Here is a 14,896-nt window from a genome sequence, read left to right as displayed (position 1 = left end):
TCATGCAGCTCGCCTCCCAAAGCCGTACCCCCTCAATCGCGACGGCGAGACTGCCGACGCAGCGAGCACCACCTCGTGCGTCAGCTGGAAGACGAGCACCTCACGGTGCGGGGCTTGGCGGTCTGCGACAGCAGCCAACCGATTGCCGCGCACTTCCGCAGCCAGCGCGATGCAGCGCTCGACCAGCGTCAGTCCAGCAGCAGACGCAGCGCCGACGACGAGTGAGGTCACGTCAACGAGGGACTTGTCCGATCGCCTGCTCGGACTCGCCACGATCACCACGTGTCCGCCGGGCCTCAGCAACGGCTCGCAGTACCGCATGGACTTCGCGAGCTCGGCGACAACGGACTCCGTCAGGTCCCCTTCCGGTCCGGTTCGCAATGCTGTCAGCACGAGTCCGACTCGTCCGACCAACCCGGCGGCGCCCACGGTCGCGAGCATCTTTGGCCGGGTCTCGAGCACGGAGCCGTCGCACCACGCGCCAGCTGTTTTCGCGGCAGTGACGTTGGCCCTGGCGAGGGTCCACCACGGCTTGCAGACCGTGAGTCCGAGTGCGTGCCGACCTGCCCGCAGAGCCTCGGTCAACACGGTGCCGGCGCCGCAGTCGGGATCGAGCACGAGGTCGCCGGAGTGTGTCCACGCCGCGATCGCATGCGCGGCGACGGCGGGCGGGATCCGTTCGCGGTCGAACTCGGTACCGGCGACGCAACCCGCCTCGCGCAGTTGCGCGCGAGGGCCGTGCTGCCCGGTCGGCCACACGGAAGTGCTGTGGTCGCTCATCGGCTGTCACCTACAGGTTCCGTGATGCGCGCCGAAGCAGCTGGCCGTCCGAAAACCAAGAGGTCGTCGTGCACTTCGCGATGCAGAACTGAGGCTGAACGACCGGGCAGCACGTCGCCCAGAGGTTCGCGCAAGAGCGCTATCCGGTCGAGATAGAGAAGCCCGGCATCGTGCGCGACCGCGCGAACAATCTGCGCAGCGGGGTCGACAAAACGACCTCCAGATCGAGCACCTCGAGTGATGACCGCCAGTGTGCCCGTGGGGGTGAGAAGGTCGGCCCAGCCGGACGGGTGGAACCGGGTAACCGCGTCCGGGTCGACTGCGGCAAGCACGAGTTCATAGCGGTCGAGTCCGGATTCAGACTCAGCGGGTCCGCACTCTCGTAGGTCCGCGGCGGAGGTGACCGCCGTGCGCGTCTGGACACCGCGACCGAGTCGGAAAACGGTCCATCCCGCCTCGTGGAGTCCGTCGTAGCAGTGCTGTTGAGTCCAGGTTCGGCCCGACGTCGTGAGGTAGGAAGCCGGCTGCAGCAGGAGTACGCGTTGGCTCGGTTTCGTGTAGGTCGTGACCGTCCTGGCGACGGCCGTCAACAACCAGCTGGCAAGCACGCTTGTTCCTTCGCGAGGGTCGTCTTGTGCGCACGGCCATACGGTGTTCGGCTGTGTGAGAAGGGGGGTTACGCCGCCTGCGGTTACGAGGTGGTCTGCACGCTTGGCCGAAGCGAGCTGAAATCATCGTCGACCTCCTTTACGTAGCGATCCCAGGTTCCGACACTCCTTAACTCCGCGATCCGGGCCGATTTTGGACACGCAACTCCGAAGAAAGTTTCCGAGTGCCGCTCGCGCCTACTAACAAGCGACCAAGCTTGAACTAAGTACCTGGTCAAGAGCATGGTCAACCACGCCGGGCACGCTCCCGCCATCGCGAGTCACCGGCCGGCCTGGTCAAGAATCAGCTTCTACCTCCCGCTAGATAGCGAGCACCTAGCAGCCCTTTGGTATTTCCGTGGTATCGACCGTGGCCCGATGGCGTCGTTGCTTTCCGCACCGATGCCACAGGAGCCATGTCATGTCATCGAAATCGCCAAACCACTCCGACAACTCGCTGGACGTAGCCCGCGATACCTTCACGTGGCTCGTCACCGGACCACATCCCGTGTCGCTCGACGGCCGCCAGTTCGAGGAGCTGCCGAATCGGCAGCTGGCGCTGGACGAGGTACGCGACCACCTGCTCGCCCGCAGCTGCACGCAGGCGACGAAGGACGTGGTCTGGAAGCACCTGGTCCTGCGATCCCGCGCAGAGGGAGCGACCTGGACGGTTGCCGCAGTCGGGGTCGCGTTGCCCGCGCTGACCTCCGTCGCGGCCACGCTGTCCGCTCGGTTCGCCGACGACCCGGCCGATGTGCACGGCGAGGTCCTCCGCGGCTTCCTCACCGCGCTGGCGACCATCGATCTGCGTCGTCCACGAATCATGCTGCGCCTCCGCTGGGCCGCCTACCGGTCCGGATACCGCGCGCTCGCTGAAGCACTCGCGAGTCCGATTCCTGTTGCGGACGGGTTCCGCTCCGAGGCGCCACACCCGCCGTGGGGACATCCGGACCTGGTGCTCGCCCACGCCGTTCGCGATGGCGTCCTGACCGAGACCGAGGCCTCGCTCATCCTCGCCACTCGCCTGGAAGAGGTGTCCGTCCAGGACTGGGCAACACAGCACGGGATGGGCGAGTGGGCCGTCTACAAGGCCCGCAAGCGAGCCGAGTTCCGCCTTCTCGCGTACCTCCGCGACGACGTCGACGAGACCGAAGCGAACGAGAAATCTGCTGCACCGATGTCCAAAACGGACGCGAATTCCGGAGTTCAGGGGTGCGGGACACATCCACCCGCAGCCCAGCCTTCGGAGGGGTCCCAATGCGCCTGACCGATCACTTCTGCTCCCCTGCCGCCTACGAAGATCCAAAGTCGACAACCCCAGCAGAACCGGTTCACTCCCGACTGACGAACTGGTCGAGCATCGTTCTGACCGCGGGAGCTGTGGCCCTCGTGTTGGTGTCGTTCGCATCGGTGTCCCATGCGGACACGACGGCCGTCGCCTTGGCCAAGTCGGTCGACGAGGTCCTGACCAACATCCGCAACTGGATCATGGGAATCCTCGCTCTGCTCGCGACGGTGTTCCTGTCCATCGGCGGCGCCCGTTGGATCATGGGCGGCAACGACCCCGGCGAGGTCGAGAAGGCCAAGTCCGCGTTCAGGTCGGCGGGCTGGGGCTATGGGCTGGCAGCCCTCGCGCCGTTGGTCGTCGAGATCCTCAAAGGGATCGTGGGTGCCTGACGATGGACGCCAACATCCTGACCCGGACGAGGGGCCGCCGGCCGCCGTGGTGGTGCACGGGCGTGGCGGTGTTGAGCATCGTCGTCGGCCTGCTGTGCGGTCTCGCGGCAGCTGCTTCCGCACAGCCCGTCACGCCGACACCCACCGCACCGACGCCACCTCCGACCACGTCGTCTTCGGTGCCGGCCACGACGTCACCGCCGAACGTCAGCCCGCAGCCGCCTCCGGCTGAACGTGCCGAGTGCGGCATCACCGACCTGTCGGCGTGCGTGAACGAGGGCTTCGCGTCGTTCCTCAACCTGCTGGTGGGTGAGTCACTGAACTGGCTGTTGCAGATGCTCGGCACCACCCTGCTGTCCACGCCCACGCTCGACCAGTTGCCTCGCCTCGGCGAGATCTGGGAGCAGTCCCGGCTGTTCGTCGTCGCCACCTACTCGCTCCTGGTGCTGCTCGCCGGAATCCTCGTGATGGGTCACCAAACCGTCCAGACGCGCTACACGATCCGCGAGATCGCACCCCGCGTGGGCATCGGTTTCATCGCCGCGAACCTGAGCCTGTTGGTAGGCGATCAGGCGATTCGGTTCGCCAACGCAGCCTCGTCGGCCGTACTCGGCGACGGCCTCGATCCGCAGACGTCCGGCAAGGCGGTCTCGGAGCTGTTCGTGGCGCTGGTGAAGCAGTCGGTCCTCGACGGCGGGTTGTTCGCAGGGTTGTTGTCGCTCGCGCTGGCCATTCTGTTGATCGGGCTGTTGATCGGTTATGTCGTGCGGGTCGCATTCACCGCGCTCCTGATAGCCGGAGCCCCGCTCGCGCTCATGTGTCACGGCCTGCCGCAGTTGGAGGGTGTTGCGCACTGGTTCTGGCGCTCCGGCGCCGGCGTCCTCGGCATCCAGGTCGGGCAGAGCCTGGCGTTGATCGTGGCGCTCAAGGTGTTCCTGGAGCCCGGCGGCTTCGCCTTCTTCGGCGCGCCGACGTCGGACGGCATCATCAACCTGATCGTCCTCATCGCGCTGATCTGGATCCTGGTGAAGATCCCAGGCTGGGTGATGAAACAGGTCGGCGTCGGTGGTGGGCGGCGTTCGTTCCTGGGTGGGCTGGCTTACGCGTTCGCGTTCGGCAAAGCCATGGCGTTGGTCGGTGGTGGGCGAGCCGCCGCAGCCGGCGCACGTACAGCTGCCCAGTCGAGCAGCGGTGCGGGCCGTGCCGGGCCTGCGGATCCTCCGTGGCCGACGCAATCTCCCTTCGCTTCCACGCCGCAGATGGTAGCCAGGCGCCTCAAGGAGTCGTACGACGCCGAGCGGTGGCGGGCCGCGCGTCGTCCGCGCGTTCCCTCTCAGGACCCGAAGTTTCTGCAGCCGCAACCCCAGCAGACGATCCACGATCCGGCGGTCGTTCCGGCCACACTCGCGTCGGCGCTGCCGGAGTTCAGCTCCGCCTCCACGCCGGACGCTCCGGTCGCCCCGCCCCGGCGCGGACCCAAGCCCGGCAGCTCCCCTCAGTTCCAAGTCGCGGGTGGTCCTCGGCGCCGCACCACCGCGCCGAAGGTGGGCCGCCCGGTTCGGGTGGCGTCGGTTCCGCCCCAGCTGCAGTTCCGTCAGGCGACTCCTCCAGCGCCGACGTCACCGTCACCCAAGCCGGCATCGGTGCCCTCCACGCCTGTGTTCCAGCCGGCACAGCCCGAGCCGCGATTCGGCGATGCCTACCGGCGCACTCATTCCGTTGCGCCACCGGTCTTCCGCGCACCGAAGCCCCAGGCAGGTGAAGAGAAATGAGTCATCCCATCAGGATTCCGTCCGACGTCGATCGCGAGGACCGGGTCATCGGTCCGCTCACCGCGCGGCAACTGCTCATCGTCTCCGGGACCGGGATCGTGTTGTACGCGATCTACATGACCGTGCGCGCCTTCGTGCCGCTGGCCGTGTCCCTGATCATCGCGATCCCGATCGGCGCCATCGCGACGCTGCTCGCGCTCGGCCAGCGCGACGGCGTCACGCTCGACCGGCTGGCGCTCGCCGCACTGCGGCAGCGGATGAGTCCGCGGCACCGCGTCACGGCTCCCGAAGGCGTCCACGCAGTTCCAGAGTGGCTGGCCGACGCCTCAGCTCCGCCTGCCGCACTGACTCTGCCCGCCGAAGCAGTGGCCGACACCGGTGTGATCGACCTCGGCAAGGACGGCGTCGCGGTGGTCGCGGTCTGCTCGACGGTCAACTTCAGCCTGCGCACCCACACCGAGCAGGAGTCGCTCGTCGCCTCGTTCGGCCGGTACCTGCACTCGCTCACCGCCCCGGTTCAGGTGCTCGTGCGCACCGAGCGGCTGGATCTGTCGGGTCAGATCGCCGAGCTCCGCGAACAAGCCGGCGGGCTACCGCACCCGGCGCTGGAACAGGCCGCGTTCGAGCACGCCGAGTACCTCGACCAGCTCGGCCGTGCCACCGAACTGCTGCGGCGCCAGGTCCTGCTGATCCTGCGCGAACCGCTGTTCGCCACGGCCCCCACCGACGGCCTAGGTGGCGTCTCCCCGCTCACCGCGCTGGTGGCCAAACGCAAGGCCGCCAAGCAAGCCCAAGTGGTAGACGAGCCCGCTCGACGAGCCGCAGAGACTCGGCTTGTTCGACGGCTCGGCGAGGCCGCCGAGCTGCTGTCCCCCGCGGGAATCGTGGTCACGCCGCTGGATGCCGGGCAGGCGACCGGAGTGCTGGCCTCGGCCTGCGACCCCGACAGCCTGATCCCGCCCAACTCGGGTCTGGCCGGCTCGGACGACGTCATCACCACCGCGCCCGAACCCGAGTGGGACGAGGACGCCGAAGACCCAGATGACTTCGACTCCGTCGGGAGGAGCAACCGATGAGCATGTTCACCCCAGACGCCATCTCGGTCCACCCGCGTGCTCTGGAGGTCGGCGGCGAGTGGCTCGCGTCCTTCGCGGTCACCGGCTACCCGCGCGAGGTACATCCCGGCTGGCTGCAACCGTTGCTCACCTACCCCGGCCGGGTCGACGTCTCGCTGCACGTCGAGCCGATCGACCCCGTCACCGCAGCCAGCCGCCTGAAGAAGCAACTGTCCAAACTGGAATCCGGGCGCCGCCACACCAGCGACAAGGGCCGGTTGATCGATCCTCACGTCGAAGCTGCCACTGAGGACGCGTACGAGCTGTCCGCGCGGGTCGCTCGCGGCGAGGGGAAGCTGTACAGGTTCGGCCTGTACCTGACCGTGCACGCGCCCACCGAAGAAGCGCTCAGCAACGAGGTGTCGGCGGTGCGATCGCTCGCGGCGTCCTTGCTGCTGGACTGCAAGCCAACGACCTACCGGAGCCTTCAGGGCTGGATCACCAGCTTGCCGATGGGCCTGGACCTGATCGGCATGCGCCGCACCTTCGACACCAGCGCGCTCGCGTCGGCGTTCCCGTTCACCTCTCCCGACCTGCCACCGCCGGATCCGACCTCGGTCGGCGCTCCGACCGGCGTGCTCTACGGCTTCAACATCGGCAGCCAAGGCCTCGTGCACCACGACAGGTTCGCCCTGGACAACCACAACTCGGTGATCCTCGGACGCTCCGGAGCAGGCAAGTCGTACCTGGTGAAGCTCGAACTGCTGCGCTCGCTCTACCGCGGAATCGAAGTCCACGTCATCGATCCCGAGGACGAGTACGCGCGGCTCGCCGCAGCCATCGGCGGCACCCACATCCGCCTCGGTGCCGACCAGGTCCGGCTCAACCCGATGGACCTACCGATCCACACCCGCCCGGACGGGCGGCGAACCGCACCTCGCGACGCCCTCATCCGCCGGTCGCTGTTCACGCACACCGTCGTCTCAGTGCTGCTGGGCCGCGAGCTGGAGCCGGCCGAGCGTGCGGTGCTGGACCGGGCCATCACCGCGACCTACCAACGTGCCGGCATCACCTCGGATCCGCGGACCTGGACCCGAGCGGCACCGCTGCTGGCCGACCTCGTCGCGGTGCTCACGGAGAGCGGCGGTGCCCAGCTCTCAGCAGGGCTGGAGCCCTACGTCACCGGCTCGTTCTCCGGCATGTTCTCGGGGCCGACGACGACGCGTCCCGAAGGGCACCTGGTGGTGTTCTCGCTGCGGGACCTGTCCGACGAGCTCAAGCCGATCGGCACCCTACTGGCCCTCGACGCGGTGTGGCGCCAGGTCTCCAACCCCGCGATCCGCAAGCGACGGCTGGCGGTGGTCGACGAGGCGTGGCTGCTCATGAAGGAGCGCGCAGGCGCCGAGTTCCTGTTCCGGGCGTCCAAGACGTTCAGGAAGCACAAGGCAGGGCTCGTGGCCATCACGCAGGACACCCCGGACCTGCTGGCGTCCCACCTGGGCAAGGCGGTCGTCGCGAACTCCGCGACGCAGATCCTGCTGCGGCAGTCCCCGCAGGCGATCGACGAGATCTGCAGCGTCTTCAACCTCTCTCTCGGCGAACGCCAGTTCCTGCTGTCCGCCGACCAAGGCCAAGGCCTGCTCAGCACCGGGATGCAGCGGGTGGCCTTCCAGGCGATCGCCTCCCCTGCCGAGCACTACCTGGTCACGTCGGACCCGACCGAAGTCGCCGAGATGCCCAGCACCGCAGCGGACATCGAGTCCGCGTTCGTCGAGCTCAACGCCGCCTAGCGCTCCGAGGAGACACCATGCCCGCTCCGCTTCCTGGAGCCGGACGTCCGGCTCGACTTCTCACCCAGAACCGCGAGATGCGCCAGATCGGCGCGTGGAACTGGTCGCTCCCGGCCTGGGCCGGTCGCCTTCCAGATGGCCGCACCTACAACACCTGCCCGAGCGCGGGCGTCTGCGCCCAGGCCTGCTACGCCCGCCACGGCACCTACACCTGGCCCGTCGTCCGCGCCAAGCACCAGGCGAACCTGACGTTCGTCCTCGACGACCTGGCCGGCTGGGAGTCCGCCATGATCGCTGAGCTGGGTGCCGCGAAGTTCCGCGGCGCGTGGGTCCGGATCCACGACAGCGGCGACTTCTTCTCCGATACCTACCTCCAGGCCTGGCTGCGGATCGGCCTCGCCCGGCCGGATACCAACTTCTACGCCTACAGCAAAGAAGTCGACCGGTTCCGCCGGCTCGTCGAGCCCGACCCGCCACCGAACCTCCTATGGGTGTTCTCGTACGGCGGCAAGCAGGACTCCGCGTTGAACCCGCACATCGACCGCGTCGCCGACGTGTTCCCGGACGAGGCCGCCATCGCGAAAGCCGGCTGGGCCTCACAGGAAGCAAGCGACCTGCTCGCCGTGCTCGGCCCACACCTGGTGGGCATTCCGGCCAACCGGATTCCTGCCTACCTCAAGCGGCTCGCAGGTCGCCGATTCTCCGAATGGCAGGCCGAGGTAGACGCCGAGCGCGCAGCCCGCGGCCATCGTCGTCAGCTACGGCTGGTGGTCGACACCACTGAACACGCCGATGCTGCGTGACTTCTCCTGCTTGGCCTTACCACGGGAGGACCTCGTGCACTCCATCTCTCACAACCACTTCTCCCCCGTGAACGACTACCTGCGCGACCCACTCGGGGCGTTCCACAGCGTGCTCGTGCACCTCCGCGACTTCGCCTTGGAGTGGGGACTAACCGTCGGTGCGCTGACCGCAGCCGCAGTCACCGCTGTGTTCGTCACACGACTTCGCTGGCGTCGCCGGTATCACCTGCAGCTGATGAGCGATGCCCGCTTGATCACCGTGCTCGCGCCGCCGACGGTCGACCCGTCCGGCGCGCTCACTCTGTGGTCGAACTTGGTCGGTTTGCTCCGGCCTGGATGGTTGCGCCGTTTCTCAGGTCAACCGCACCTGACGTTCGAGCTCACGTTCACCGCTGACGGCGTCGAGGTCCAGTTCTGGGTCCCGGGCCTGGTACCGCCGGGGATGGTCGAACGCGCGATCGAGGCCGCCTGGCCTGGAGCCCACACCCGGACAACGCCTGCCAAGCCGCCGATCCCTTCCCCGCCGGAGAAGCGGAAGGTGGTGGCCGTCGGCGGCGAACTCCGGCTCGCACGACCGGAGGCGCTGCCGATCCGCACCGAGCACCCCGTCGACCCGATCCGAGCCCTGCTCGGCGCGCCGGTCGGGCTAGGACCACACGAACGAGCCTGCGTCCAGCTCCTCGCACGCCCGGTCGCCGGTCATCGAGTCGCCAGGGCACGCCGTGCGGCTCGACGCGAGCGTGCAGGCGGATCACCGCACTTGATCGGCAGGCTGCTCGACCTGGTCACACCAGGCAAGACACCCAAGCGGTCAACCGGGCCTCACCGTCCGGGGGTGGACCGCCAAAGCAACCTCGAGCTCGCAGCTCAAGACCGTGCGGTGGTCGAGAAGCTGCGCGCAAACCAGTTCGAGACCCGCATCAGGTACGCGGTGACCACCACCGTTCCCACGAGCGCCACCTCCGGCGAAATCCAAGCCGTGCAGGAGGTTCTGCGTGGCCGCGGGCACGCGATCGCGTCGGCGTTCGCCGCCTACTCCGAACACAACTACTACCGTCGGATCCGCCTCCGGGAGCCCGTGTCCACGCTGGCTGACCGCCGACTCCGCAAGGGCGATCTGCTCTCGATTCGCGAGCTGGGCGCGATCGCACACCTACCGGTCGACGAAGCCACACCGGGTCTGCGGAGGGCCGGCGCCAAAGCCGTGCCGCCTCCGCCTGGGGTTCCTGACGTCGGCGAGCACATCAAGCCGATCGGCCTGTCGGACTCCGGCCATCCTCGCCCAGTCGGGCTGCACGTCGCGGATGCCCGGCACCACGTGCACATCCTGGGGGCCACGGGTTCCGGCAAGTCCGAGCTCATGGCCAGGATGATCCTGGCCGACGCCGAGGCCAGCCGCGGCGTCGTGGTGGTGGACCCGAAGGGCGACCTGGTCTCCGACATCCTCATGCGCCTGCCAGAGGAGCTCGGTGAGAAGGTGGTGCTCTTCGACGCCGACTCGAAGACCCGCCCGCCGGTCCTCAATCCCCTGGACGACAAGGACGCAGCCCGCGCGGTCGACAACCTGGTCAGCATCTTCTCGCGGATCTACGCCTCCTCCTGGGGACCTCGTACCGAGGACATCCTGCGCGCCGGCCTGCTGACCCTCACTTCGATGCCTGGGACGCCCTCGCTCGCGGATCTGCCGAAGCTGCTGACCGTGCAGGCGTTCCGGCAGCGAGCACGCAAGCACATCACCGACGACGTCCTCAGAGGCTTCTGGTCCTGGTACGAGGATCTGACCGAGGCCAACCGCGCGCAGGTGATCGCGCCGCTGATGAACAAGGTCCGCGGCTTCCTGCTCCGGCCTTTCGTCCGCGCGGCAATCGCCGGCGGCGAGTCCACCGTGAGCATGGAGGACGTGCTCAACAACGGCGGGATCTGCCTCGTAAGGATCCCACGCGGCTCGCTGGGCACGGAGACCGCGCAACTGGTCGGCTCCATCATCGTCGCGAGCACGTGGCAGGCCACCACCCGTCGAGCCTCGATCCCCAAGCGGCAACGGCGCGATTGCGGGCTCTACATCGACGAGTGCCACAACTTCCTCAATCTGCCCTACCCGCCCGAGGACATCCTCGCCGAAGCGCGCTCCCACGGTCTCTCGGCCACGCTGGCCCACCAGTACGAAGGTCAACTGCCCAAGGAGCTCTCGGAAGGCATCAGCGCGAACGCGCGGACGAAGTACGTCTTCAACGTGTCGCCGCAGGACGCCCGGCACATGGCCAGGCACATGTCGCCGTGGTTGTCCGAGCACGACCTGTCGCACCTGGGCGTCTTCCACATCGCGGTCCGCATGGTGGTGGGTGGCGAGGAAGTGCCCGCGTTCACCGCCATGACCGAGAAGCTGCCACCGGCCGTACCTGGACGCGCCAAGACCATTCGCAAGGCAGCCAGGGTGAACACCGCCCGCCGGACAACGCCCGACACCGCGACGGCGAAGCCACCATCCATTGTGGATCCACGTCGCGCGGCCTGATCTCCGCTCTTGGGAGGTGTATCCCATGATCTCGAATCCCACTCCCCAGAGGGCGCTGCGAGGACACATGCCACAACGCCCGACGCCGAGAACAGCCACGACGGCAGAACACCACGCCCAACTCGCCGGTCGGCTCACAGAACGAGACCGTTGGCTGGCCAGGATGCTCTACGAGCACAAGGTCCTCACCGTCCACCAGATCGTCGATCTCTGCTTTCCGGGCAAGCGCGCGGCCAACCACCGGCTGCTCAACCTGTTCAGGTGGCGCGTCGTCGACCGCTTCCAGCCGTTCGTGCATAAGGGCACGGCCCCGATGCACTACGTGCTCGACCACGCTGGCGCGATCGCACTCGCCTACGAGGACGGGCTCGACCCGAAGACGATCGGCTACCGCCACGAAGACGCTATGGGAATCGCCCACTCCCTGCGCCTCGCCCACACCGTCGGAGTCAACGGCTTCTTCACCAGCCTGGCCGCCCTCAGCCAACGGCCCGACGCCAACGGACATCTCACCGCCTGGTGGTCCGAACTGCGGTGTATGCGCCTGTTTGGCGACATGGTCCGCCCCGACGCGTACGGCCGCTGGCGCGAGGACGACCACGAGTTCGAGTTCTTCCTCGAATTCGACTTCGGCACGGAGGACCTCGACACGCTCAGCAGCAAGCTCAGCGGCTATGAGAAGCTCTCAGCGGCAACGGGAATCAATACCCCCGTGCTCGTGTGGCTGCCCAACGAGCGCCGCGAGGCCAACGCACGCAACGCGCTCTCCACCAAGCTGGCTCAGCTCGACGACCCGTTGCTCGTGTCGGTGGCCACGAGTGCCGCAGACGGTCGCGACCCAGCTGGTGCAAGGTGGCTGCCGACCTCAAGCGCCGCCCCACAGCAGTCGAAACGCCTGCGGCTCGCGGAACTCGCCCAGCTCTGGCCGCAGGCCATCCCTCCGGCCACACCCCCAGGCTCGAAGGCGGCCCTGGACGGACAGGCGATCACCGCCCTCAGCCCACCAGAGCCACTTCCGCCGCCGCCACCGATCAGCACCTTCGGAGGTCGCAGATGAAGATCGTCATCGGCGCCCTCACGGCGATCATCGCCCTGTCCCTGGTCATAGGCGGCATCGGGCAAGCAATCGTGAAAGGGCTCTTCGGCGGCAGCACCCATCCGAGCGCGAACGCGCTGGCCGACATCCCCGGCGACTACCTGGCGCTCTACCGGGCAGCGGCACCGATCTGCCCCGGTCTGGACTGGTCGATCCTCGCCGCCATCGGCAAGATCGAAAGCGACCATGGCCGCAGCCCGCTCGTCGGCATCGCCGAGGGAACCGAGAACTTCGCCGGCGCTCGGGGGCCGATGCAGTTCCTTCAACCCACATTCGACGACGTCGTGGCCCGACATCCGCTTCCGCCTGGCGGCCAGAAACCACCGTCCCCCTGGAACAGGCATGACGCCATCTACGCGGCAGCTCACTACCTGTGCGACTCCGGCGCCCAGAAGGACATCCGCAAGGCGATCTGGGCCTACAACCACGCGGACTGGTACGTCAACGACGTGCTCGCCCAAGCGAAGAAGTACGGCGACGCCATGACCGGAACCGGAGACTGCAACAACATCCAAGCTCCCAATCCCGTCGTAGCAAAGGCGATCGCGTTCGCCTGCGCCCAGCTCGGCGAGCCCTACGTTTGGGGTGGCAACGGCGAAACCGGTTGGGACTGCTCAGGCCTTGTACACGCCGCGTACAAGCACGCCGGCGTCTTCGTGCCTCGGACCACACAACCGGAGTACGAGGCAGGTCCGCTGGTGCCGGCCGGTCAACCGCTCTTGCCCGGCGACCTCGTCTTCTACGGCAAACCGAACGACGTTCACCACGTCGGTCTGTATCTCGGGGCGGGAAAGATGGTTCACGCTCCGACCTTCGGCCAGCCCGTTCAGGTCGGCCCGTACCGCTGGAACGGCGACGACTACCTCGCAGCCTCCCGGCCAATTGCAGCTATTCACTTGTAGGTTCCTCGTCGGCTTGCGGATCACGACCACTTCGAACCGGTGCCGCCCAAGAACTCGGCGAACCGATCTCTCACCCCATGGGAAAGTGGGCGAACAGGATCGCGACCTCGACGTGGTGGCCGAACCGCGGATGCTTCATGGTCGCGCGTTTGCCAGGCTCGACCCAGGCCACGAACAGTTCGTCCAGCTCCGACAACGCCGCCTCCGCCTTTCGGCGCACACTGTCAAATTCAAGATTCTTAACGTAGTACAGGAACAGCACTTCGCGAATGTGCGACGGCGCATATCCCAAGAGCTGGCGAATGTGCTCGTCAACCGCACCTGAGCCGTCCCAGAACTTGGACTCGCCTACATACGCAGCGCGCGAGCGGTCGCCAATTTCAGCTTCGATGTAGATGTCACTCTTGCCGCTTCCGATGAACACTTCGCGTTGCGCCGTGTCAAACACAAGGTTGAGAGTCGTGACCAGCACGCTGGTGATCTCTTCCTCGTACAGCCTCGCAAACGCGACAGGGTAGCGCTGAGATGCGTCGATCCATAGTTGCGTGATTTGCAAGAGGTCCGAAAAAGTTTTGCGAGTGGGGGCTACTGGAAGGCCAACCTGCGAGCACTGGACGGCCTCGACGCCAGGTTCGACAACCTCACCGCGGACGGTCTCCAACCGCAACGGAGGTCGTTCACGAGCCACAATTGCGATTGTTTCCCGGACGTTCCGGTCGATGTGTTCCAGTCGCGCACGGCGCTTGCGGACAGTTTCGCGGATCTCTTCTTCAAGCTGAAGTTCGTAGTCCGCGAGCCCATAGTTGATCGCCTCTATTATCCGATCAAGAAGGCCCGCTGCGGCCAATACTCGACCGACGGGAGGGATCACACCTTCGTGATCTTCTTGAAGCGGCACGTCGAACATGGCCGATGGTCCAGCACCAGTCAATTCCCAGACCATCTCTGGCGCCGGAAGCAGGTGGAGATTATCGCCACACGGTTCGATGTCGACTGGTGGCCAAGCTTCAAAGAGCTTGACGTTGCCGGTGACAGGAAACTTGAAGAACCAGCGCCAGTGCCGAACAGGCGAACCTTCGGTATCCGACCGACTAGTGGGAGTCGGTTCCGGATGCGTCGTTGGATCGCCTTGCCTGACAAGAGGCGTTGCCTGCCGACGCCAGTCGGATAGCGCCTCGTCAACGAGCTGTGAGTCGCCGTCCTGGTTGAACCTCGTCCGACTGAACCCGTCTGCTCGCGCGCGAGCTAGTTGCGCCCATTCATCGAGCACCTTTACAAGTGGGCGATGCTGCCGCCAGTACTCGGAGAAGAGATATGTGCCCACCAGTCGATTCTGCCACGCGGTACGGCAGGTCAGCCTGCACCTAGTTCGACACCTCAGGCAGCTACGCCCATCCCGCGCCACTCACGACCAAGCGGCGGTGGCAGCCAGGGATCTCGAGGCGACCGAGGCCTTTTCGACAACTCACCCAGCCCGCAGAGGCTGGACGCTCAAGCGTCGGGAGCGTTGTCTTTCCCGCCCAACAGCTTGTACAGGTTGGTTCGGTCCATGCCCAGCTCCCGTGCGACCTGCGCTTTGGGAACCCCGGACTCGATGGCTGCGGTCATCCGGGTGAACCGCGACGCGCGCGCCTTCCCGAGCTTTTCAAGGGTGGCGACCCGGTCGGCTTGGAGCGCGGCCTCCTTCTCGCGGATAGCTTCAAGGTGGTCCTGAAGCTCCTTTACCTCGGCCGCACTCTCCCTGAGAACCTCGAAGTGCTGTTCCTTGTCCACCAGCCTCATCCTTCCGGCACGCCTGCCCTGCCGATGACGCAGGCTTGTGGAATCTGTTGTATCACGATGTGGACCGCAACACCTTC

General features: G+C 66.7%; 13 protein-coding genes. 9 read left to right on the top strand and 4 right to left on the bottom strand.

Translation table 11 applies throughout. The features are described from left to right. A complete protein-coding gene (locus tag ACQEU1_RS40310) occupies positions 1-780 on the bottom strand; it encodes a DNA methyltransferase (protein WP_433214506.1) in 780 nt (259 codons plus the stop codon). Further along, positions 777-1,388, bottom strand: a complete 612-nt coding sequence (locus ACQEU1_RS40305) for a hypothetical protein (RefSeq protein ID WP_433214503.1) — start codon at positions 1,386-1,388, stop codon at positions 777-779. The genes ACQEU1_RS40310 and ACQEU1_RS40305 overlap by 4 nt, the downstream gene beginning before the upstream one ends. Before the next feature lie 460 nt (positions 1,389-1,848). Here ACQEU1_RS40305 and ACQEU1_RS40300 point away from each other — a divergent pair, with 460 nt between their 5' ends. From ACQEU1_RS40300 to ACQEU1_RS40260, 9 genes are all read left to right on the top strand, one after another. Beyond that, a complete protein-coding gene (locus ACQEU1_RS40300; RefSeq protein WP_433214500.1) occupies positions 1,849-2,694 on the top strand; it encodes a hypothetical protein in 846 nt (281 codons plus the stop codon). Between the two features lie 113 nt (positions 2,695-2,807). Continuing rightward, positions 2,808-3,104 carry a pilin gene (locus ACQEU1_RS40295; protein ID WP_433214497.1) on the top strand — a complete coding sequence of 99 codons (297 nt, stop codon included), beginning with the start codon at positions 2,808-2,810 and terminating at the stop codon, positions 3,102-3,104. A gap of 2 nt (positions 3,105-3,106) precedes the next feature. Beyond that, a complete protein-coding gene (locus tag ACQEU1_RS40290; RefSeq protein WP_433214494.1) occupies positions 3,107-4,876 on the top strand; it encodes a hypothetical protein in 1,770 nt (589 codons plus the stop codon). Then, positions 4,873-5,952, top strand: a complete 1,080-nt coding sequence (locus ACQEU1_RS40285; protein ID WP_433214491.1) for a PrgI family protein — start codon at positions 4,873-4,875, stop codon at positions 5,950-5,952. The genes ACQEU1_RS40290 and ACQEU1_RS40285 overlap by 4 nt, the downstream gene beginning before the upstream one ends. A gap of 2 nt (positions 5,953-5,954) precedes the next feature. Continuing rightward, positions 5,955-7,721: a VirB4 family type IV secretion system protein gene (locus tag ACQEU1_RS40280; protein WP_433217018.1), complete on the top strand. Its 1,767-nt coding sequence runs from the start codon at positions 5,955-5,957 to the stop codon at positions 7,719-7,721. 17 nt (positions 7,722-7,738) lie between these two features. Beyond that, entirely contained in the window at positions 7,739-8,524 is a 786-nt protein-coding gene (locus ACQEU1_RS40275; RefSeq protein WP_433214488.1) for a GP88 family protein, read from the top strand. Positions 8,525-8,558: 34 nt separating this feature from the next. Continuing rightward, positions 8,559-11,039: a type IV secretory system conjugative DNA transfer family protein gene (locus ACQEU1_RS40270; protein WP_433214485.1), complete on the top strand. Its 2,481-nt coding sequence runs from the start codon at positions 8,559-8,561 to the stop codon at positions 11,037-11,039. Between the two features lie 163 nt (positions 11,040-11,202). After that, positions 11,203-12,096 carry a replication-relaxation family protein gene (locus tag ACQEU1_RS40265; RefSeq protein WP_433214482.1) on the top strand — a complete coding sequence of 298 codons (894 nt, stop codon included), beginning with the start codon at positions 11,203-11,205 and terminating at the stop codon, positions 12,094-12,096. After that, positions 12,093-13,037, top strand: coding sequence for an NlpC/P60 family protein (locus ACQEU1_RS40260; protein ID WP_433214479.1), 945 nt, complete (start codon positions 12,093-12,095; stop codon positions 13,035-13,037). The genes ACQEU1_RS40265 and ACQEU1_RS40260 overlap by 4 nt, the downstream gene beginning before the upstream one ends. 70 nt (positions 13,038-13,107) lie before the next feature. Here ACQEU1_RS40260 and ACQEU1_RS40255 read toward each other — a convergent pair whose 3' ends face one another. Both ACQEU1_RS40255 and ACQEU1_RS40250 read right to left on the bottom strand, forming a co-directional pair. Continuing rightward, positions 13,108-14,361, bottom strand: a complete 1,254-nt coding sequence (locus ACQEU1_RS40255; protein ID WP_433214476.1) for a hypothetical protein — start codon at positions 14,359-14,361, stop codon at positions 13,108-13,110. 167 nt (positions 14,362-14,528) lie between these two features. Continuing rightward, on the bottom strand, positions 14,529-14,810 hold the full coding sequence (locus ACQEU1_RS40250) for a hypothetical protein (protein WP_433214473.1): 282 nt from the start codon (positions 14,808-14,810) through the stop codon (positions 14,529-14,531). Positions 14,811-14,896: the final 86 nt, after the last annotated feature.

The organism is Lentzea sp. CA-135723 (assembly GCF_050936595.1).
GTDB lineage: Bacteria > Actinomycetota > Actinomycetes > Mycobacteriales > Pseudonocardiaceae > Lentzea.
The sequence above is the reverse complement of the archived record's forward strand: the minus strand, read 5'-3'. Positions and strand labels throughout refer to the sequence as shown.

Excerpts from the sequence above, each read along its gene's own strand:
- ACQEU1_RS40275 (WP_433214488.1), top strand. The coding sequence starts at position 7,739 with ATGCCCGCTCCGCTTCCTGGAGCCGGACGTCCGGCTCGACTTCTCACC.
- ACQEU1_RS40310 (WP_433214506.1), bottom strand. The coding sequence starts at position 780 with ATGAGCGACCACAGCACTTCCGTGTGGCCGACCGGGCAGCACGGCCCT.
- ACQEU1_RS40290 (WP_433214494.1), top strand. The coding sequence starts at position 3,107 with ATGGACGCCAACATCCTGACCCGGACGAGGGGCCGCCGGCCGCCGTGG.
- ACQEU1_RS40265 (WP_433214482.1), top strand. The coding sequence starts at position 11,203 with ATGCTCTACGAGCACAAGGTCCTCACCGTCCACCAGATCGTCGATCTC.
- ACQEU1_RS40285 (WP_433214491.1), top strand. The coding sequence starts at position 4,873 with ATGAGTCATCCCATCAGGATTCCGTCCGACGTCGATCGCGAGGACCGG.
- ACQEU1_RS40280 (WP_433217018.1), top strand. The coding sequence starts at position 5,955 with ATGTTCACCCCAGACGCCATCTCGGTCCACCCGCGTGCTCTGGAGGTC.
- ACQEU1_RS40300 (WP_433214500.1), top strand. The coding sequence starts at position 1,849 with ATGTCATCGAAATCGCCAAACCACTCCGACAACTCGCTGGACGTAGCC.
- ACQEU1_RS40260 (WP_433214479.1), top strand. The coding sequence starts at position 12,093 with ATGAAGATCGTCATCGGCGCCCTCACGGCGATCATCGCCCTGTCCCTG.